This window comes from Streptomyces sp. 796.1 (assembly GCF_047525675.1).
In the GTDB taxonomy this organism is placed as follows: Bacteria; Actinomycetota; Actinomycetes; order Streptomycetales; family Streptomycetaceae; genus Streptomyces.
Window position 1 is genome coordinate 17,145 of the sequence record NZ_JBLIWA010000053.1, and the last position, 20,487, is coordinate 37,631.

At 73.2% G+C, this 20,487-nt stretch carries 10 protein-coding genes; 5 read left to right on the top strand and 5 right to left on the bottom strand.

Annotated features, from left to right (window positions below; translation table 11 throughout):
- Nucleotides 1–40: 40 nt before the first annotated feature.
- Together ACMA1D_RS28605 and ACMA1D_RS28610 are read right to left on the bottom strand one after the other, a co-directional pair.
- Nucleotides 41–1,018: a peptidoglycan-binding protein gene (locus ACMA1D_RS28605; RefSeq protein WP_414726888.1), complete on the bottom strand. Its 978-nt coding sequence runs from the start codon at nt 1,016–1,018 to the stop codon at nt 41–43.
- A gap of 285 nt (nt 1,019–1,303) precedes the next feature.
- A complete protein-coding gene (locus tag ACMA1D_RS28610; protein ID WP_414726889.1) occupies nt 1,304–2,227 on the bottom strand; it encodes a LysR family transcriptional regulator in 924 nt (307 codons plus the stop codon).
- 71 nt (nt 2,228–2,298) lie between these two features.
- Here ACMA1D_RS28610 and ACMA1D_RS28615 point away from each other — a divergent pair, with 71 nt between their 5' ends.
- On the top strand, nt 2,299–2,901 hold the full coding sequence (locus ACMA1D_RS28615; RefSeq protein ID WP_414726890.1) for a maleylpyruvate isomerase family mycothiol-dependent enzyme: 603 nt from the start codon (nt 2,299–2,301) through the stop codon (nt 2,899–2,901).
- Nucleotides 2,902–3,096: 195 nt separating this feature from the next.
- Complete coding sequence (locus ACMA1D_RS28620; protein ID WP_414726891.1) at nt 3,097–3,552, top strand: MarR family winged helix-turn-helix transcriptional regulator; 456 nt, start codon at nt 3,097–3,099, stop codon at nt 3,550–3,552.
- 564 nt (nt 3,553–4,116) lie between these two features.
- On the opposite strand, the gene ACMA1D_RS28625 is transcribed toward ACMA1D_RS28620, so the two are convergent.
- Both ACMA1D_RS28625 and ACMA1D_RS28630 read right to left on the bottom strand, forming a co-directional pair.
- The gene (locus ACMA1D_RS28625) at nt 4,117–4,452 is read right to left on the bottom strand and encodes a hypothetical protein (protein WP_414726892.1); all 336 of its coding nucleotides are present in this window, start codon (nt 4,450–4,452) and stop codon (nt 4,117–4,119) included.
- Between the two features lie 89 nt (nt 4,453–4,541).
- A complete protein-coding gene (locus ACMA1D_RS28630; RefSeq protein WP_414726893.1) occupies nt 4,542–5,537 on the bottom strand; it encodes a LysR family transcriptional regulator in 996 nt (331 codons plus the stop codon).
- A 415-nt stretch (nt 5,538–5,952) separates the two neighbouring features.
- Between ACMA1D_RS28630 and ACMA1D_RS28635 the strand changes: the two genes are divergently transcribed.
- Entirely contained in the window at nt 5,953–8,385 is a 2,433-nt protein-coding gene (locus tag ACMA1D_RS28635) for an FdhF/YdeP family oxidoreductase (RefSeq protein WP_414726894.1), read from the top strand.
- Nucleotides 8,386–8,439: 54 nt separating this feature from the next.
- On the opposite strand, the gene ACMA1D_RS28640 is transcribed toward ACMA1D_RS28635, so the two are convergent.
- Entirely contained in the window at nt 8,440–9,009 is a 570-nt protein-coding gene (locus tag ACMA1D_RS28640) for a nucleoside deaminase (protein WP_414726895.1), read from the bottom strand.
- A gap of 500 nt (nt 9,010–9,509) precedes the next feature.
- Between ACMA1D_RS28640 and ACMA1D_RS28645 the strand changes: the two genes are divergently transcribed.
- The gene (locus ACMA1D_RS28645) at nt 9,510–10,166 is read left to right on the top strand and encodes a choice-of-anchor C family protein (protein ID WP_414726896.1); all 657 of its coding nucleotides are present in this window, start codon (nt 9,510–9,512) and stop codon (nt 10,164–10,166) included.
- A 1,088-nt stretch (nt 10,167–11,254) separates the two neighbouring features.
- Nucleotides 11,255–20,487 (top strand): SDR family NAD(P)-dependent oxidoreductase (locus ACMA1D_RS28650; protein ID WP_414726897.1); only part of this gene is annotated, 9,233 nt, incomplete at its 3' end.

Consider the following 20,487-nt stretch of genomic DNA (forward strand, 5'->3'; position numbering starts at 1 on the left):
CCGGGGGAGCCGGTGGCAGACCGCTCGCATGCCGAGGGCGTCAGCCGACGAGGGCCTTCCACGTCAAGGGGCCCGCCACGCCGTCCACGGTCAGCCGGTTGGCGCTCTGGTACGCGCGGACCGCGTTCCGGGACACCGTGCCGAACTCGCCGTCGAGCGCCAACCCCGCGCTGTGCTTGTTCAGCACCGTCTGAAGGCCGCGCACGTGCGAGCCCTTGGCACCCTGCTTCAACGAGTAGACCAGGTGCGGCCAGGTCTTCGGGCCCACCTGCCCGTCCGCCACCAGCTTCCGCGCGGCCTGGAACTTCTTCACCGCGGCGACCGAGACCGACCCGTACGACCCGTCGGCGTTGAGCTTGTACCCGCGCTGCGTCATCAGGTACTGGAGGGCCTTGACGGTCGCCCCCTTGGCGCCCGGGTTCAGCGACGGCCAACCGCCGCCCAGGTCCACTCCGCGGGCCGCGAGGTAGGAGACCGGGTTGGTGGTGCGGCCCAGCGAACCGGTGTGCACCTCGAAGTGCAGGTGGGGGCCGGTGACATTGCCCGTGGCGCCCATGTCGGCGATCCGCTGGCCCGCGCCCACCTTGGCGTTCAGGCCGACGCGGAACTTGCTGAGGTGCCCGTAGTAGGTGTAGCGCCCGCCGCCGTGCGAGATGACCAGGCCGTTGCCGGAGCGCCCGGTCAGCACGCTGCTGCCGCGCTTGATCACGGTGCCGGCGGCTGCGGCGTAGATCGCCGTACCGGTCGAGTTGGTGACGTCCTGACCGGCGTGCGGGTACTTGCCGCGCGGGGCGCCGTACTGGCCACCGGCGGGGAAGTAGCCACGGGCCGGGTTGCACCAGCTACCGTCCTTGAGCGTCGCGGCCGAGGCCACGGACATCAGGCCGGGCGCCCCGGTCAGGGCCACCCCGAGGCCGGCCCCGACGCCGATCAACAGCTTTCGGCGCGAGGGGCCGTGCGGTACGAGGTCCGCGGGGTCGACTGCCGTGTCGTGGGCCGGAGCGCACTGCTCACACATGTCGTTCTCCTGGGGGTTGCCGTCGGTTTGCGCCGCGCGCAGCGAGCATGCCGAAGATGCCCGGGCACGCCTGTGCCAGGGCGCGGCGTAGGGCGTTCTACGCGCGTCATTCAGGTGGAAGCGTAGGCCCCGCTCGATGCCGGCGTGGGCAAATTGGCGAGATCATGCCAGGGCTGCGGGCGGGCTTCCCGAACGCCGGTGCCGGCCGCGGAGCGCCGGGGAAGTCCTGTTCATCTCGTCGTGCAACCCCGGTGGTGACACGTTCACTTGGGGCGCGCCGCAGGCTCAGGGTTCCATCGGCGTGACCGGTGGCAGGGCCTGCCGCAGCCGCGTGAGCAGGGCCTTCGCCGCGGGGGTGGCGGGACCCTCCGCCGGCCAGGCGAGCGCGATCCGACCGCGGAGCCGCGGCGCGGTGAGCCGTACGGCGTGCACGCCGAGGGCCGCCGCCGTGTCCTCGGACGGCTCGGGCAGGACGGCGACGCCGAGGCCACGGGCGGCGAGCCGGGCGAGGAGCAGCGGTTCGGCGGCCTCGAAGGCGATGCGCGGTGTGAATCCGGCCCGCTCGCAGCCGCGTTCCAGGGCACTGCGCGAGCCCGTGCCGCGCGGCAGGCTGATGAGCGGTTGGTCGGCGAGCGCGAGGAGGGCGAGTTCCGGCGGCACCTCGGGCGTGACCAGCGGGTGCCGCGTGGACACCGCGGCGACCAGCGGGGTGTCGATGACGATCTGGAAGTCGACGCCCGGTGGCGGCGTGGCATCGGCGACCCCCACCACGGCGAGGTCGAGCGCACCCCGCCGCAACGCGTCGCACATGCGCGCCGAGGTGTCCTCGGTCAGCGATATCTCCACCCGCGGGTGGTCGTCGTGGAAGTCGGCGAGCACGCCGGCCAGGTCGTAGCTCTCGGTGGTGGCACCGGAGACGATCCCCAGGGTGACGTGGCCGCGGACCAGGCCGGTGAACTCGTCCACCGTCTGCCGCATCCCCGCCACCGCGGCGAGCGCCGCCCGCGCGTACGCGAGCGTCGCCTCGCCGACCTCGGTCGTGCTCACCCGCCGCCCCGAGCGGTCAAGGAGCGGCTGGCCAAGCTCCTTCTCCAGCAGCCTGATCTGCGCACTCACCCCGGGCTGGGCAACGTGCAGCCGCGCCGCCGCCCGGGTGAAGCTGCCCTCTTCGACGACGGTGAGGAAGTACTGCAACTGGCGGAGCTCCATAAGCAGAGATGCTAGCCAGCAGAAGAGACGGCTCTTGGACTTCTGCCAGCCCGCCGCCGACGCTGGTGATCATGGGGAGAACAGAGAGCGAGGTCCGCGCGGCCATCGCCGCCGAACGGCGCGCGGTGGCGGACGTACTGGACGGGCTGACCGACGAACAGTGGGACGCGCCCAGCCTGTGCGAGGGGTGGCGGGTGCGCGAGGTGGCCGCACACATGAGCCTGGGATTCCGGTACTCCTTCGCCGCGACGGCCAGGGAACTCCTTCGGGCGGGCGGCAACCTGCACCGCATGACCGACCGGCTCGCCCGCCGCGACGCCGCGGCCCTGACTCCGGGCGGGCTCGCCGCCGCTCTCCGGGACAACGCCGACCACCCGTGGAAGCCGCCGGTGGGCGGGTTGGCCGCGGCACTCGGCCACGACGTCGTCCACGGCCTCGACATCACCGTCGCCCTCGGCCTCCCGCGACAGGTGCCGCCGGAGCGGCTGCGGATCGTGCTCGACGCCGTCGAGCCGCGCACCCTGCGCTTCTTCAAGGCGGACCTGGCCGGCACCCGCCTGCGGGCCACCGACCTCGACTGGACGTACGGCACCGGCACCCCGCTGGACCGCCCCGCGCACGAACTCCTGCTGCTCGCGTACGGGCGCAGCGTCCCGGAAGCGCGCGGCGCGTGAGGACGGGCGGCGCATGGCGGTGCGTGACGGTGGGTGCGCATGACAGTGGACGGCGGATGACGGCGCGCGGCGCGGCACGGCGCGCGGCCTGGGCCGTAGGGGCCGGGCAGCAGGTCCCGGGCGCCGCGCCCCGGAGCCGACCGAGCAGGGCTACGGGCGATCCGCCCCGTGGGAACGACGGCGAAAGGCAACACGGTGAAGTACTCGCACGATGACGCGGAACTGATCGGACAGCCCGTCGGCTACTGGACCTGGGCCGCCAACAAGGTGTTGTTGGCCCACGTCAGGGGCCGGTTGGCGGCCATCGGTATCACCCAGCCACAGTGGTGGGCGCTGCACCAGGTGCTGCACAGCGCGACCGGCGCCACCCGCGCGGAGGTGATCCGCGACCAGCAGGCCAACCTGGACGTGGGCCCGGGCCTCGCCCCCGATATCGACCTGCTGGTCCAGCGGGAGCTGCTGGTGGTGGACGAGGACGGGCGACTCCAGATCACCGAGGCCGGTCGGACCCTGCACCGGAGGGCGGCCGAGACCCAGCGGGAGAACCGGGCTCGGGTGCACGCCGGCATCTCGGACGAGGAGTACCTGATCACCCTGAAGGTGCTCCAGAGGATGATCCACAACGCCGGGGGTGATCCGACAGCGGTCTGAGCGGTCTGAGCCGCTGTCCGACGGGCCCGGGCGGTGGGGTGACGGGGCGATGGGACGGTGGAGTGGGAGCGCCGGCCGCGGGTTGTCGGCCCGCCGTGGTTGCGGCCCCGGCTGGTTCGCCCTAGCGCATGATCGGCATGTCCGCACCGTACAGGCCGCCAGTTGTCCGCATCCTGCCAACCGGCCCACCGGGGCGCCGCCCGAACCGGGTTCGTCACCGTCATCACCACCACACACCTCTCCACTCCGCGTTCGAGCGCTTCCCCCGCTCATGACCCCACCATCGCAGAGGGGTCTGACAATGCGACCGTCCGTCACCATCCGCCGCGGTCCCCCGCGGTGCTCGGTGCCCGCGCACTCGGTGGCCCGTGCGCCGTGCCGGAGGCGTAGGCGCGGAGCGCGGGGCGCGAGGGGCGATCGTCGAGGGGGAGGCGAGAGGGAGGAAGGCGAAGGGGAGAAGGCCAAGGGGGGAAGGCGAAGGGGAGGCGAGGGCGGCGGCAGCCCGTACCCCTTCCCGCTCCCGCTGGGGCCGGCACCCCGTCGTGGCCCGGTGGCCGCCCGTGCTCAGGTGCCGCAGTCCACCCCGCGGTCGGCCAGCCACCGCAGCAGCTCCGCGGGGTGCAGCAGTGGCAGCGAGCCACCCCACCGGTGCCAGTCCAACCCGACGTCAACATGCAGCCGCAACAGGGCGACGCCCGTACCCGCGGCATCGCGCAGTACGAACTCCACCTCGCCCCAGCACATGCAGGCGAACGCGGAACCCGCCGGGTCGATCGCCAAAAGCGTTGTCAGCTCGGCGAGTTCGTCCCCTTGCTGGACCAGGTGCCCGGAGCCGGCCCCCACCCGGCGGATCTCGACCGTACGGGTCTGCGACCAGGGGAGCGGTGCCGGTGTGGACACGGGGAGCCCTTCTCTTCGCTGGTGGTCGAGTGCCGTGCAGGTGCCGGGGGTTGGTTGTCGGCCGCCCGGCGGTGGGGCCGGGCGGGGTGCTACGTGCCGGGGTCGCCCGGCGGGCGGTCGCCGTCGCGGGCCAGTACCTCGTGGGCGATGGAGCGGATGAGGGCCGTGGCGGGGCGGTCGCGGTGTTCGGCGGGCCAGGTGAGCGCCATGGTGCACGGTGGTAGGTCGGCGACGGCGCGGTAGCGGATGCCGGGGCGCTGGTAGAAGGTGCTGGCGGAGGCGGGCAGGAAGCCGATGGCCTGGCCGTTGGCGATCACGTGCAGCACGGCCTCCACGTCCGTGGCCACCGGGCCGAAGGCGACCGGTGTGCCGTCCGGTCGCGGGTCGATCGCCCAGAAGTCCCGCCATTCCTGGGGCGACTCCTGGGACATGGCCACCATGGTGCGGGCCGACAGATCCGCCAGGGTGAGGTCTTCCTTGTCGGCCAGCGGGTCGTCCGCCGGGAGACAGGCGAGGCGCGGCTCTTCGGTCAGTTGCAGGGTCTGGAGTGTGACCGGTGCCGGTGGGCGGAGGAAGGCGACGTCGACTTCGCCGCGGATCAGCGCCTGGTACTGGTTGACGAAGTTGAGGTGTAGCAGGTCGATCGTCAACTCCGGCTCACGTGAGCGCAGTTCGGACAGGATCGCCCGGGTGGTCGGCATCGCCGACTCCGCCGCCAACACGCCGACGACCATCCGGCCGGCGCCCTGCCTGGACTCGGCCTCGGCCGCCCGGCGCAGGTTGGCCATGGCCGCGGTGACCGCATGGGCTTCGGGGAGCAGGGTGCGGCCGGACGGGGTGAGCTCCACGCAGCGGCTGGTGCGCTCGACGAGTTGCAACCCGAGCCGACGCTCAAGCGCCCGGATCTGTCGGCTGAGGGCCGGCTGGGACATGGTGAGGCGGGCGGCGGCCCGCCCGAAGTGCAACTCCTCGGCCAACACTCCGAACAGCCGCAGTTGGTGGACGCTCGGCTCCGCCCGCCCACCCGATCCCTTGCCCCCGTCAGCACCGTCGGCCCCGTCGCCCGTGCCACCCTCCGTGCTCATGGGCCGGAGGCTATCGCGGACACTTCCTACCCGGGGCGCCGCCCCCGAACGCCGCTGCGGAGGCAGTCGTCGTACGGGCTGCAAACCCGGGCGGGTACCCGGTCGCGCGTACGCCCGCGCACGCGTGCACGGGCGTATCCAGACCCGTACGCGCCCACGGTCGGGCCCGGGCCAGGGGAGGGGGCACGGCCGACCCAGCCCGAGTCATCCATCGCGACTACCGGCCCACCCGCCCCCCGGGGCGCAGCCCGCTGCCGCCGTGCGGGCGATTTCCGCTCGTACTTCGCCGTGCCGGGCAGATGGCGCCGCCAGGGTGGCGCAGGCTCGCCTGGCCTGAGGTGCGTGGTCCGTACATGCTGGGTGTGTACGGGGAGCGGCCCCCGGTCCCGGAGCGTACGGCGGAAGGGCGAGTGCGGTGAACGACTCCCACGGTGAGCAGGCACGGCGCGCTCCACGGGCGGACGGGCGCGGGACGGGCGCGGCCCCCGGCTCCGAGGCGGCCCCCGGCCCCGGCACGGCCCCCGGCGCCGAGGCGGCCCCCGGCCCCGGCACGGCCCCCGACCCCGCGGCGGGCCCGGCCCCCGAAGGCAGCCCGGAGTTCCATCCGTACCACCATCCGGCCGCGGGCTGGGGCGCGGCCAACAGCGTGACCCGGTTCCTGGTTCGGGAAGGGGCCCTGGCCAGCGGAGCGCGGGCGATCCGGCGGATGAACCACGAGGACGGCGGGTTCGACTGCCCGGGCTGCGCCTGGCCCGACGACACCAAGGGCCTGCACCTGGACATCTGCGAGAACGGCATCAAACACGTCACCTGGGAGTTGACCCGCAAGCACGTCGGCCGGGACTTCTTCGCCGCGCACACGGTCACCGAACTCTCCGGGTGGAGCGACCGCGACCTGGAGAGCCAGGGCCGGCTGACCGAACCGATGGTGTACGACCCGGAGAGCGACCACTACGTCCCGATCCGCTGGCAGCAGGCGTTCGACCTGGTCGGCGACGTCCTGCGGGGGCTGGACTCACCCCACCAGGCGGCTTACTACACCTCGGGCCGACTCGGCAACGAAGCAACCTTCCTCTACCAACTCATGGCCAGGGAACTGGGCACCAACAACCTGCCCGACTGTTCCAACATGTGCCACGAGGCCAGCGGGCGCGCCCTGCAAGCCGCCATCGGCACCGGCAAGGGGACCGCCGACCTGAGGGACTGGGAGCGGACCGACGCGCTGTTCGTCTTCGGCGTCAACGCCGCGTCCAACGCCCCCAGGATGCTCACCGCACTCGCCGCCGCCTACCAGCGCGGCGCCCAGATCGTGCACGTCAACCCGCTGGTCGAGGCGGCGGCCACGCGCACCATCATCCCGCACGACTTCCTCCAGATGGCCACCTTCCGGGCCACCCCCACCAGCACCCGCAACCTCCAGGTGCGCATCGGTGGGGACATGGCGCTGCTGCGCGGCATGGCCAAGGCGATCCTGGAACAGTCGGACTCCGACCCCAAGGCCGTGGACCAGGAGTTCATCGACCGGTACACCGCCCACTTCGCGGAGTACCGCGCCCTGTGCGAGGCCACCGACTGGGAGGAGATCGAGCGCCAGTCGGGCCTCAGCCGCGCCGAGGTGCTGGCCGCCGCCCGCATCTACCGGGAGGCCGACCGCACCATCATGAGCTGGTGCCTGGGCATCACCCAACACGAGCACGGCGTCGACACCGTACGGGAGATCGTCAACCTGCTGCTGTTGCGCGGCAACTTGGGGCGCGAGGGGGCCGGGCCCTCCCCGGTGCGCGGGCACAGCAACGTCCAGGGCAACCGCACCTGCGGCATCGACCACCGCCCCAGCCCGGAGTTCCTCGACCGGCTCGCCGAGGTCTGCGCGATCCACCCGCCCCGTGCGCACGGCCTGGACACCGTCGCCACCATCAAGGCCATGCACGCGGGCACCGTCAAGGTCTTCGTCGGCATGGGCGGCAACTTCGCGCTCGCCGCGCCCGACACGGCCTACACCGCCGCCGCGCTGCGCTCCTGCGAGCTGACCGTGCAGGTCAGCACCAAGCTCAACCGCAGCCATCTGGTGCACGGCCGCCGGGCCCTGATCCTGCCCTGTCTCGGCCGCACCGAGAAGGACCACCAGGCCGGGGGCGTGCAGCGCACCTCGGTCGAGGACTCGATGAGCATGGTCCACCTGTCCGTCGGCATGAAGCGCCCGGCCTCTCCCCACCTGCTGTCCGAACCGGCGATCATCGCGGGCATGGCCCGCGCCGCCCTGCCCGACAGCGCCACACCCTGGGAGTGGTACATCGAGGACTACGACCGCATCCGCGACACCATGGCCCAGGTGCTCGACGGCTTCGAGGACTTCAACCGCCGGGTGCGGCTTCCGCTCGGCTTCCGCATCAAGCAACCCGCCCGCGAACTGGTCTTCCGCACCCCCTCCGGCCGCGCCGAGTTCTCCACCGCCCCGCTGCCCGACGTGATCCCCGCACCCGGCACGCTGGCCCTGGGCACCATGCGCTCCCACGACCAGTGGAACACCACGATCTACTCGCACGACGACCGCTACCGGGGCATCAAGAACCTCCGCACGCTCATCTTCATGAACGGCGACGACCTGCGCGAACGCGGCATCGAGCAGTTCGACCCGGTCGACATCACCAGCACCGCCAAGGACGGCACGCAGCGCCACCTGACCGGCTACCTGGCGATCCCGTACGACATTCCCCGCGGCTGCGCGGCCGGATACATGCCGGAGATGAACGTGCTGTGCGCACTGGGCGACTACAGCACCCAGAGCGACCAGCCCCTCATGAAGCACGTACGGATCACCGTCACCCCGGCCCGCGGCGGACAGTGAACCGAGACGATCGCCGCGCGCCGAGGGTTGCTCGCTCCGGCCGCGCCGGGTGGGTCAGTACGGGTGCTGGTCGGGCTTGAACTCCCAGGCCCGGTACGCCATCTTGCCGAGCCCCGGGAAGATCTGCTTGATGGGGATCAGCCGCTGGTCGAGCGGCTTCGTGAAGTCCTCGTACTGGTAGGCGTCGCTGAACCCGATCCGCTCGGTCTCCTTCAGGTCGCACGCGAAGTACACGGCGCTGATCCGGGCCCAGTAGATGGCGCTCATGCACATCGGGCAGGGCGCGCCGCTGGTGTAGATCACGCATCCCTTGAGCATCCGGGCGCGGGCGCCGACCTTGTCGGGCGAGTGCGGTTCGCGGGGGATGAGCTTGAGGGTGCTGGTGTGCTGCCGGTCACGGGCGATGGACGGCGCCGAGGGGTTGAGCACCTGCACCGCCTTGCGGATGGCCTCGACCTCGCCGTGCGCGGTGGGATCGCCGGTGAGCAGGACCCGGTTCTGCCCCCGCGCGACGATCCGCCCGCCACGGGTGATGACGGCCCCGAACGGGCCGCCCCAGTTGTTCTCCACCGACTCCTTGGCCAGCCGTACGGCCTCGGCCATGAACTTCTGGTGCTTCGCCATGCTGTCCTCCGTCCCAGCCCATCGGGCCGTCGTACGGCTGCGCGCCAGGCACCCATCCCGACGATAGGGCCCGCGGGCCGGCCGGCAACTTCGATCGCCCGCCGCGCCCCGGGCGCCCGCGGGTCTGCCACCCGGTCCCGTTGTCACCGCGCTGACCTGCGTATTTCATCAGGCTGCCGGAGGCGCAAGGGCCGATTCCCGGGGCCGGTCCGCGCGGCTGCCAGCCTCCTGGCCCGGTCCGAGTACCCAGCTCGGTGGCGACCACCAGGGGAGTGACCGCACGGCCCGCACCACCCGGTCGGCGCCTCGGCCGGGCCCGCCGCGCCGGGTGTCCGAATCGCACTTCGGCGTGCCGGCGTATCGGGGTGTGAGGCCGGCGTGCGTCCGTCGGCCTTGGTACCGGTGCGCGTCGGCACGCCCTCGACCGGGGGGTGGCCTATGCCGGGGGCAGGGGCCAGAGTTCACCGTGCTCTGTCCAAGCTGTCGAAACTCGGGAGGAAATGGTGTCCGTACGACCGTACGTGACGGCAATTGCCGTTCTTGGGTTGCTCGGTGCCGGAACCGGTACCGCGCTCGCCGCGCCGATCCAGCAGCACGGCCCGGCCGGCACGACGCACGCGATCACCGCGGCCAGCAGCATCGACGACGGGAGCTTCGAGTACCCCGCCGCCCCGGCCAACAGCTTCACCAACGTGCCGACCGGCGGGTCCATCGGCCCGTGGGCGGTCACCGCCGGCAACGTGGACCACATCGGGCGCGGCTTCTGGCAGGCGGCGGACCGGGACCAGTCAGTGGACCTCAACGGCGGCACGGCGGGCACGATCGCCCAGACCTTCCCGACGACCCCGGGCAAGACGTACGAGGTCAGTTACGCACTGGCCAGCAACCCTGGCGGCGCCCCCACGGTCAAGACCGGTCGCGCCCTGATCAACGGGCAGAACTTCCAGGACTTCTCCTTCGACAGTACGGGCAAGACCGTCACGAACATGGGCTACGTGGGACGGCACTTCACCTTCGTGGCCCGATCGGCCTCCACCACCCTGTCGTTCGCCAGCACCACTGCGGGCAGTGCGCACGGTCCGGTCATCGACGACGTGGTGGTCCGCCCCTCCTGCTGTTCTTGCTCCTGCGGCCAGGGGGCGACCCACAGACACTGACCCGGCCCCGGTGACCGCACGCCCCTGAGGTCACCCCGGCATCCCGAGCACCTGGTCACCCGGAGGGCCCCGCCGCCACGCGCCGGGGCCCTCCATCGCTAGGCGCCGGGCCGGGAGATTCGCCGCCGATCCGGTGCGCCACCGAAAACCGTGGATTCGACGCGACCCACTGACGGTTGCACCGCCTCCACCTGGATTTCCGACGGCGTCGCACGGCACCCCGTATTCGGCCGTCTGTCCGAACGCCATCGACGGCAACGTTCCCGGCTCGGGGTAACCCTAGGATCGCGTAAAAGGTGGGTAATTCTCGATGGCGTTTCCCTTTACTGTCCCGCGTACGAAAACCGCACATCCGGTCGGATGAAAACGCTCATTCCGCGGCGAATTGAACGAGGCGAACATGCGTCCGCAGGGTGGCGAGGGGTCCGCGTGTGCGGCTCCGGAGCGATACGGTCCCCCTCGGCGCGGCGCATGGGGGATGGGTACGACGGGGGGTGGATCGCCCGCCACGCCTGGGCCCTGGCGCCTGGGGCGTGACCCCCGGGCACGTACGGGCGTCTTTGTGCAGCATCGAGTGGCCTGCATCTCCAAGCCTGTGACCTGCAATGATCTTGCCTGGGCTAGGGGTGGGGCGGGTCCTCGTGGGCGCGTTCGCTGGCGGTCGGGCCGCCCCGCGCGAAGCGCCGCCGCCTTCCGTCCGCCGGCTCGCACGCCTTGCTCGCCGCAGTCGCGGTCCGCCCGTTCGACCCCGCCCGCCGACCCGGGGTTCCCCGCGGCGGTGCGCCGCGGCGTGCGTCGGGAACCCCTGTCCAGAAGTCGAATGCATTTCCGTCCTTGTCGATTTCTTGCCTCGGATTCCTTAGCCTGGGCGATGGTCTACCTTGGGTGGGTCCCCTGCCGGCCGGCTCAACCGGCGTGCCGTGAATTGGGCTCGAACGAGTCGACTGTTTGACCGGGTAGCTGTTCGTGGGGTTAGATCGCGACCGCCGGCCGTACCGGTGTGCAATGCATTTCCCGTGACTGGCCCTCGACTTTTCTTTCCTTATCGCTAAAGGCGTGGGTATGCGTTTTGTTATGGAGTTTTCGTGATGGAAGAGCGGGACGCCGCTGCACATGACGGTCACCACGTTCCCGCCAACGCCATCGCCGTCATCGGCCTCTCCTGCCGGCTGCCGCACGCCGCCGACGCTGACGCCTTCTGGGCGTTGCTCAGCGGCGGAGTGGACGCCGTCGGCGAACCCTCGGCCGCGCGCCGGGGCGCCGACCCCACCACACCGGACACCACCCCACGCCCCGGCGGATACCTGGACGAGGTCGACAGGTTCGACGCCGCGCTCTTCGGCATCTCGCCCCGCGAGGCCCGCGCCATCGACCCCCAGCAGCGCCTGATGCTCGAACTCGCCTGGGAGGCCCTGGAGAACGCGGGCATCCCACCACACGGCCTCAACGGCACGCCGACGGCCGTGTTCGCCGGCGCCATCTGGGACGACTACGCGACCCTGCTGCACCGTGCCGGCTCACCCGCCCCACCCCAGCACACCACCACCGGCCTGCACCGCAGCATGATCGCCAACCGGGTCTCGTACGCCTTCGGCCTGCGCGGACCGAGCATGACGGTGGACGCGGCCCAGGCGTCGTCCCTGGTCGCCGTCCACCTCGCTGGCGAGAGCCTGCGCCGGGGCGAGGCCACCCTCGCCCTCGCCGGCGGCGTCAACCTCGATCTGCTCCTCGGCGACGCCACCCACGTCCCCAAGTTCGGCGGCCTGTCACCCGACGGTCGCTGCTACACCTTCGACGCCCGGGCCAACGGATACGTCCGCGGCGAAGGCGGCGGCCTCGTCGTCCTCAAGCCCCTCGACCGGGCCCGCGCCGACGGCGACACCATCCACTGCATCATCCGCGGCAGCGCCATGAACCACGACGGCGGCGGCGCGGGCCTCACCGCACCGCACGCCGCCGCCCAACAGGACCTGCTGCACCGGGCGTACGCCAACGCGGGAACCGACGTACGCAGCGTGCAGTACGTGGAACTCCACGGCACCGGTACCCGGGTGGGCGACCCGGTCGAAGCCGCCGCACTCGGCGCGGTCATCGGCGCCGGCCGGGACGGCGCCGACCCGCTCCACGTGGGATCGGTGAAGACCAATATCGGCCACCTGGAGGGCGCGGCCGGAATCGCCGGACTCCTCAAGACGGTCCTCAGCCTCCGGCACCGGCAACTGCCGCCCAGCCTGCACTTCGCCACCCCCAACCCCGACATCCCCCTGACCGACCTGCGGCTGTCCGTCCAACAGGAGCTCGGCGACTGGCCCCACCCGGACGCGCCACTGATCGCAGGCGTCAGCTCGTTCGGCATGGGCGGCACCAACTGCCATGTCGTGCTCGGCGAGCCACCCGCGTCCCTCCCCGCGGCCGGCGCCGCGACGGCCGGCACCCACCCCGCGACACCGCCGGAACCCGATGCCGAACCGGCCGCACGTCCCGCACCCGTAGCCCTCTACGGGGCGCTGCCCGACGCGCTCCCCGCCCAGGCCCGCAGCCTGGCCACGCACCTGCGCGCCCACCCGACGGCCCGCCCCGCCGACGTCGCCCACGCCATCGCGACCGCCCGCTCCCCGCTGCCCGCCCGGGCCGTGGTGGTCGCCGCCGACCGCACGGACCTGCTCACCGGGCTCGACGCGCTGGGCCGCACGGAGCCCCACCCGAGCGTGGTACGGGGTAGCGCGAGCGCCCGCGACGTCGCCTTCCTCTTCGCCGGCCAAGGCAGCCAACAGGCCGCCATGGGACGCGCGTTGTACGCCACACAGCCGGTCTTCGCCGCCGCGCTCGACGCCGTCGCCGACGCCATCGATCCCCAACTCCCCAGGCCACTGAAGGACGTGCTCTTCGCGGCCGAAGCAACCCCCGAGGCCGCACTCCTGCACCACACGGCCTACACCCAGCCCGCCCTGTTCGCGCTGCACGTGGCGCTCCACCGGCTGCTCTCCCACTACGGCGTGACCCCGACCCACCTGCTGGGCCACTCCGTCGGCGAACTCGCCGCCGCACACGTCGCCGGGATCTTCTCGCTCACTGACGCCGCCACCCTGGTCGCCGCGCGCGGCCGACTCATGCAGTCCTGCCCCGCCGGCGGCGCCATGGTCGCGCTCCGGGCCGCGGAACCCGAGGTCCTGGCGTCGCTGGCCGACGTCGAAGGGGTGTCGGTCGCCGCCGTCAACGGCCCGCTGTCCACCGTCGTCTCCGGCGACGCCCAAGCCGTGCGCGCGGTGGCCGAACACTGGCGCGCCCAGGGCCGCAAGGCCACCGGACTCCGGGTCAGCCACGCCTTCCACTCCGCGCACATGAACGGCATGCTCGCCGAGTTCCACACCGTCGTAGAGCGCCTGGCCCCGCAGACACCCGCCATACCCGTACTCTCCAACCTCACCGGCCACCCGCTCACCGCGGACCAGGCAGGTTCGGCGGAGTACTGGGTGCGCCACGCGCGCGAGACCGTGCGCTTCGCCGACGGCGTGCGCTGGCTGTCCGACCACGGGGTCGGCCTGCTGCTCGACCTCGGCCCCGATGGCAGCCTCGCGGCCCTCAGCCGTCACTGTCTGAGCGACGCGGCGGCCGGCACGGCCCGCCGGACGATTCCGGTCGCGGCGCTCCGCAAGGGCCGGCCCGAACCCGCTGCGCTCACCCAGGCGCTGGCCACCCTGCACGCACACGGCGCCGACCTCGACTGGGCCGCCGTCTGCCACCACCCCGCAGCCCGACCCACCCCACTACCCACCTACACCTTCCAACGGCAGCGCTACTGGCCGGAACCCGCGGCAGCCCCCGAGGCGAACCCCGACGCACCCGCGGTGCCACCCCGCGACGCCCGCCGGCCCGCCGCCACTGCCACCGGGGCAGGAGCCGGGGCCGGAGTCGGGGCCGTGCCCCCGCCGTCCGACACGGGCCCCGAGCCGGCGCCGGCCAGCACCAGCACCGAGCCACCCTCATCGACCGTCCCGGCCACATCGGAATCACCGGCCGCAGAGACCCCAACAACCCCAGCCCCAGCCCCAGCCCCAGAGCCAGCGACCCCGGCAGCGCCCACGTCCGAATCAGCCCCGCTCGCCATCCGCCTCGCCGGAACCACCGCAGCGGAAGCGGACCGCATCACCCTCGCCCTCGTACGCACCCACGCGGCCACCGTCCTCGGACACCCCACCCCCGAGGCCGTCGACCCCACCCGCCCCTACCGCGAAGCCGGCTTCGACTCCCTCACCGCCGTCGAACTGATCGAGCACCTCGCCGCCGCGACCGGCCTGCCGCTGCCCGCCACCACGGTCTTCGACCACCCCACCCCGGCCGCCCTCGCCAGCCACCTCGCGGCGCTCGCCCATGGGCGGACCGCGGACCCGGACGCCGCCCCCAGTGCCCCGCAGGCCGCGGCCGAACCGCTCGCCGTCGTCGCCATGAGCTGCCGCTTCCCGCACCGGGTGACCACCCCCGAAGCGCTGTGGCGCCTGGTCGCCGACGGCGTGGACGCCATCTCCGACTTCCCCACCGACCGCGGCTGGGACACCGACCGGCTCTTCCACCCCGACCCGGCCCACCCGGGCACCAGCGCCGTCCGCACCGGCGGATTCCTGCACGACGCGGGCGACTTCGACGCCGCCTTCTTCGGCATCAGCCCGCGCGAAGCCCTCGCCATGGACCCGCAACAGCGGCTGCTCCTGGAGACCAGTTGGGAGGCGGTCGAACGGGCCGGACTGCGCCCGGCGGACCTGCGCGGCGAGCAGGTCGGCGTGTTCGTCGGCGCCACCGCCCAGGAGTACGGGCCGCGCATGGACCAGGCGGCAGACGGCCTCGACGGCCACCTGCTGACCGGCACCACCCCCAGCGTCGCCTCCGGCCGCATCGCCTACACCCTCGGCCTCACCGGCCCCGCCCTCACCATCGACACGGCCTGCTCCTCCTCACTGGTCGCCGTGCACCTGGCCGCCCGCGCGCTGGCGGCCGGCGAGTGCACCCTCGCCCTGGCCGGCGGCGCGACCGTGATGGCGGGCCCGGGCATGTTCGTCGAGTTCTCCAGGCAGCGCGGGCTGGCCCCCGACGGCCGGTGCAAGCCCTTCTCCGCCGACGCCGACGGCACAGCCTGGGCCGAAGGCGTGGGCGTCGTGCTGCTGGAGCGTCTCGCCGACGCCCGCCGCAACGGGCACCCCGTACTGGCCGTCATCCGCGGCTCCGCCATCAACCAGGACGGCGCCAGCAACGGCCTGAGCGCCCCCAGCGGCCCCGCCCAACAGCAGGTCATCCGCGCGGCCCTGGCCGCATCCGGGCTGACCCCGGCCGACGTCGACGCGGTGGAGGCGCACGGTACGGGCACCACGCTCGGCGACCCGATCGAGGCCCACGCCCTGCTCGCTACCTACGGCCCGGGGCACCCCCCGCAGCGCCCCCTGCACCTCGGATCGTTGAAGTCCAACATCGGCCACACCCAGGCAGCGGCCGGGGTGGCCGGGCTCATCAAGTCCGTCCTCGCCATCCAGCACGGCGTGCTGCCGGCGACCCTGCACCTACGCGAGCCGTCACCGCACGTCGACTGGGCCAGCGGCAGCCTCGCCCCCCTCACCGACACCATTCCCTGGCCCGACCTGGGCCGCCCGCGCCGGGCAGCCGTCTCCTCCTTCGGCATCAGTGGCACCAACGCCCACCTCATCCTGGAACAGGCCACCCCCGACACCCCCACACACCCCACCGCCGCGCACCCCGCGCCCCAGGCCCACCCCGACACCACCACCCCCCGGCCCCCCGTCCCGCTGGTCGTCTCGGCCCGCACCGACGCGGCCCTCCGGTCCCAGGCCGACCGACTGGCACGCCTCCTCGCCGACGACCCCGCACTCCGCCCCGCCGACCTCGGCCACGCGCTGTGGCACACCCGCTCCCGGTTCGAGCACACCGCCGTGGTCATCGCCGCCGACCGGGCCGCCGCCCGACACGGCCTGACCGCCCTGGCTGCCGGGGAACCCGCACCCCACCTCGTCCAGGCCGCCACCACGGTCACCGAAAGCGGCGCCACCGCCTTCGTCTTCCCAGGCCAGGGCTCCCAGTGGCCCGCGATGGCCCGCGAACTCCTGGACACCGCACCCGTCTTCGCCGACCGCGTACAGGAGTGCGCACAGGCCCTGGCCCCGTACGTGGACTGGTCGCTGCTCGACGTCCTGCGCCAACGGCCGAACGCACCCACCCTGGACCGGGTGGACGTCGTCCAACCCACCCTGTTCGCCGTCATGGTCTCCCTCGCCGAACTCTGGCGCTCGCTCGGCATCCAACCCAGCGCCGTCGTCGGCCACTCCCAGGGTGAGATCGCCGCCGCCTGCGTCGCCGGGGCGCTGCCCCTCGCCGACGCCGCGAAGGTCGCCGCACTGCGCAGCACGGCCCTGGTCGCCATGGCCGGCACCGGCGGCATGGCCTCCCTCACCCTGCCGGCGGACCAGGTCGCCGAACTGCTGGCCGCAGGCCCCGACGGCCTGGGCATCGCCGCGATCAACGGGCCCACCAGCACCGTCGTCTCCGGCCCGCGCCCAGAGCTGGCAGCCTTCCTCACCCACTGCACCGAAGCCGGCATCCCGGCCCGCCGCATCCCCGTCGACTACGCCTCCCACTCACCGCAGGTCGAATCCGTACGCGAACGCCTGCTCGCCGACCTCGCCGACCTCACCCCCCACACCCCCACCCTGCCGATCTACTCCACCCTCACCGGCGGCCAACTCCCCACAGACACCGCGCTCGACGCCACGTACTGGTACGAGAACCTGCGCCACACCGTACGGTTCCAGGACGCGGTGCGCGCACTCCACGGTGCGGGGCACCGGTTGTTCGTCGAGGTCTCCCCGCACCCCGTCCTCCAGGTCGGGACCCAGGAGACGCTGGACGCAACCGGGTCCGGCGGTACCGCCATCGCCACCCTGCGCCGCGACCACGGGGGCTGGGACAGGTTCATCGGCTCTCTCGCCCACGCCACCGCGCACGGCGCCACCCCCGACCCCACGCCGCTCTTCGCCCCGCACCACCCCCGCCCCGTCGCACTCCCCACCTACCCCTTCCAGCGCCGCCACTACTGGCTGACGCCCACCCGCCGGACCAGCCCCACCGGGCTCGGCCTCGACACCGTCGACCACCCGCTGCTCGGCGCCGCCACCACCACACCGGACGGTGGCCTGCTGCTGACCGGCCGGCTCGGCCTGGAGGGCCAACCCTGGCTCGCCGACCACGCGGTGACCGGCACGGTCGTCCTCCCCGGCACCGCGCTCGCCGAACTGGCCCTGTGCGCCGGCCACACCGCGGGCACCCCGCACGTCGAAGAACTCACCCTGGAAACCCCGCTCACCCTCCCGCCCACCGGCGACGTACGGCTGCGGGTGGCACTCGCCGCGGCCGACACCGCAGGACGCCGCTCCCTGGAGATCCACTCCAGGCCCGCATCGGCCGCCACCGAGCCGGACGCCCCCTGGACCCGCCACGCCACCGGCCACCTCACCAGCGACGCCCACGGAGCCACCCCCGCCCCCACCCCCGACCCCGCCGACACCCCCTGGCCCCCTGCCACGGCCCAGCCCCAGGACCTCACCGCCGCGTACGCCACCCTCGCCGCCGCCGGTTACGGGTACGGACCCGCCTTCCAGGGCCTGACCGCCGCCTGGCACACCGAACGGGACCAGTACGCCGAGGTGCGCCTCGCCGACGAACTGCTCGCCGAAGCCAGCGCGTTCGCGCTCCACCCGGCCCTCCTGGACGCCGCACTCCACCCACTGGTGCACGCCCCACTCGGCGCCCCACAGGCCGACACCGACCAACCCGCCCCCCGCATCCCCTTCGCCCTGTCCGGCCTCCGCCTGCACGCCACCGGCGCGACCACCCTGCGCGTCAGGCTCACCACCCACTCCGACGGCACCACGACACTCCGCGCGACCGACCCCACCGGCGCCCCCGTCCTCACCATCGACCGCCTGACCTTCCGCGCCCTGCCCACCGGTCGCCTCACCCCACCGGCCGACACCGCCCGAGGACCGCTGCTCACCCTGCACTGGACCCCGGTGGCAAAGCCCCAGGTGAGCCCGGTACCCGAGATCCGGTACGGCATCCTCGGCGCGCCCCCCGCCTGCGCCGAAGCGCTCCGCGAGCAGGCCGCCCCCACCCCGCCGGACGTCTTCCCCGACCTGGCCACCCTCACCGCACGGATCGCCGCCGGTCACCCCGCACCCGACCTCGTCATCGCCCGCTGCCCCGCCGTGCCGACGACCGCCACCCTCCCGGGCGCCGCCCACCAGGCCCTGCACGCAACCCTGGACCTGCTCCAAGCCTGGCTCGCCGCCGACGACCTGGCCGGCACCACCCTGGTCCTGGTCACCGAAGGCGCCGTCGCGGCCCTCCCCGGCGACGGCGTCCGCGACCTGGCAGCCGCTCCCCTGTGGGGACTGCTGCGGACCGCCCAGGCAGAACACCCCGGCCGCTGCACGCTCATCGACGTCGACACACCCTTGTCCGGATCCGAGCGCCTAGGGCAGGACCTGCTCGCCGCGGCGGCCAGCGGTGAACCCCAACTCGCCCTGCGCAACGGCACGTTCCTCGTACCGCGTCTCACCCAGGCACCCGAAACGGCCGCCGTGCCAACCGGGTTCGACCCGGCCGGCACGGTGCTCATCACCGGCGGCACCGGCACCCTCGGCGGCCTCATCGCCCGCCACCTGGTCACCCAGCACGGCGTGCGCCACCTCCTGCTCCTGAGCCGAACGGGCAGCCAGGCACCCGGCGCCGCACAGTTGGCAGCCGACCTCACCGCGCTCGGTGCCCAGCCCACCATCGCCACCTGCGACGTCGCCGACCGCGCCGAACTCGCACAGCGCATCGCGGAGATCCCCGCGGGCCACCCGCTGGCCGCCGTCATCCACACGGCAGGCGTGCTCGGCGACGCCACCCTCGACGGGCTCACCCCGCAACACGTCGACACCGTGCTCCGCCCCAAGCTCGACGCAGCCTGGCACCTGCACGACCTCACCCGCGGCCACGACCTCACGGCCTTCGTCCTCTTCTCCTCGATCCTCGCGGTCCTCGGCAGCGCGGGCCAGGCCAACTACACCGCGGCCAACGCCTTCCTCGACGCCCTCGCCGCGCACCGTCGGGCCACCGGCCTGCCCGCCACCTCACTCGGCTGGGGCCTGTGGGCCGAGGCATCCGGCATGACGGGACACCTGAGCCCTACCGATCTGGCCAGGATGGCCCGAGGCGGGCTCGCCGCCCTGCGCACCGAGGACGGCACCGCACTCTTCGACGCGGCCCTTGCCGCCGACCTGCCGTACGCGGCCCCCGCCCGCATCGACCACCGGGCCCTCCGCACCCTGGCCGCCGACCACACCCTGCCCCCGGCCCTCCGTGAACTGGCCCCAGCTCCCGTACGCCGCGCAGCGACCACCGCCGCGGCCCCCGTCGACGGCCTGAGCTGGGCCGACAGCATGGCGCTGCGCACCTCCGAACAGCGCCGACACACCCTGACCGGCCTCATCCGCAGCCAGGTGGCGACCGTACTCGGACACGCCGAACCCGACACCATCGACCTGCGGCACGCCTTCCGTGAACTGGGCTTCGACTCGCTGACCGCCCTCGAACTGCGCAACCGCATCAACACCGCAACCGGCCTGCGCCTCCCCGCGACCGTCATCTTCGACCACCCCACCGCAAGCGCCCTGCTGACCCGGCTGGAGCGCGAGATCGCACCCGCCTCGGACAAGCGCCCCGAGCCGGCCCCGGCCGGGCCGGCCGCCGACGACCCGGTGGTGATCGTCGGCATGGCCTGCCGCTACCCGGGCGGAGTCGACGGCCCCGAGGACCTGTGGCGGCTGGTGGCGTCCGGCGCCGACGCGGTGGGTGACTTCCCGACCGACCGTGGTTGGGACGTGGCAGGGTTGTACGACCCGGACCCGGAACGGCCCGGGAAGGTGTACACCCGACAGGGTGGGTTCCTGGCCGGGGCGGCGGAGTTCGACGCGGAGTTCTTCGGCATTTCGCCCCGCGAAGCGGCGGCGATGGACCCCCAGCAACGCCTGCTTCTGGAGACCGCCTGGGAGGCGCTGGAGAGCGCCGCCATCGACCCCACCGCACTCCGCGGCAGCAAGACGGGTGTCTTCACCGGCGTGATGTACAACGAGTACGCCTCGCGCCTCCAACACACCCCGGAGGGCTTCGAAGGACACCTCCTCGCCGGCAACGCGGGCAGCGTCGTGTCCGGCCGGGTCGCGTACGCGCTGGGTCTTGAGGGCCCCGCGGTGACGGTGGACACGGCGTGTTCGTC

Coding starts and splice junctions, on each gene's coding strand:
- ACMA1D_RS28630 (WP_414726893.1), bottom strand. CDS start 5,537: ATGAGCACGGAGGGTGGCACGGGCGACGGGGCCGACGGTGCTGACGGG.
- ACMA1D_RS28610 (WP_414726889.1), bottom strand. CDS start 2,227: ATGGAGCTCCGCCAGTTGCAGTACTTCCTCACCGTCGTCGAAGAGGGC.
- ACMA1D_RS28605 (WP_414726888.1), bottom strand. CDS start 1,018: ATGTGTGAGCAGTGCGCTCCGGCCCACGACACGGCAGTCGACCCCGCG.
- ACMA1D_RS28645 (WP_414726896.1), top strand. CDS start 9,510: ATGGTGTCCGTACGACCGTACGTGACGGCAATTGCCGTTCTTGGGTTG.
- ACMA1D_RS28615 (WP_414726890.1), top strand. CDS start 2,299: ATGGGGAGAACAGAGAGCGAGGTCCGCGCGGCCATCGCCGCCGAACGG.
- ACMA1D_RS28640 (WP_414726895.1), bottom strand. CDS start 9,009: ATGGCGAAGCACCAGAAGTTCATGGCCGAGGCCGTACGGCTGGCCAAG.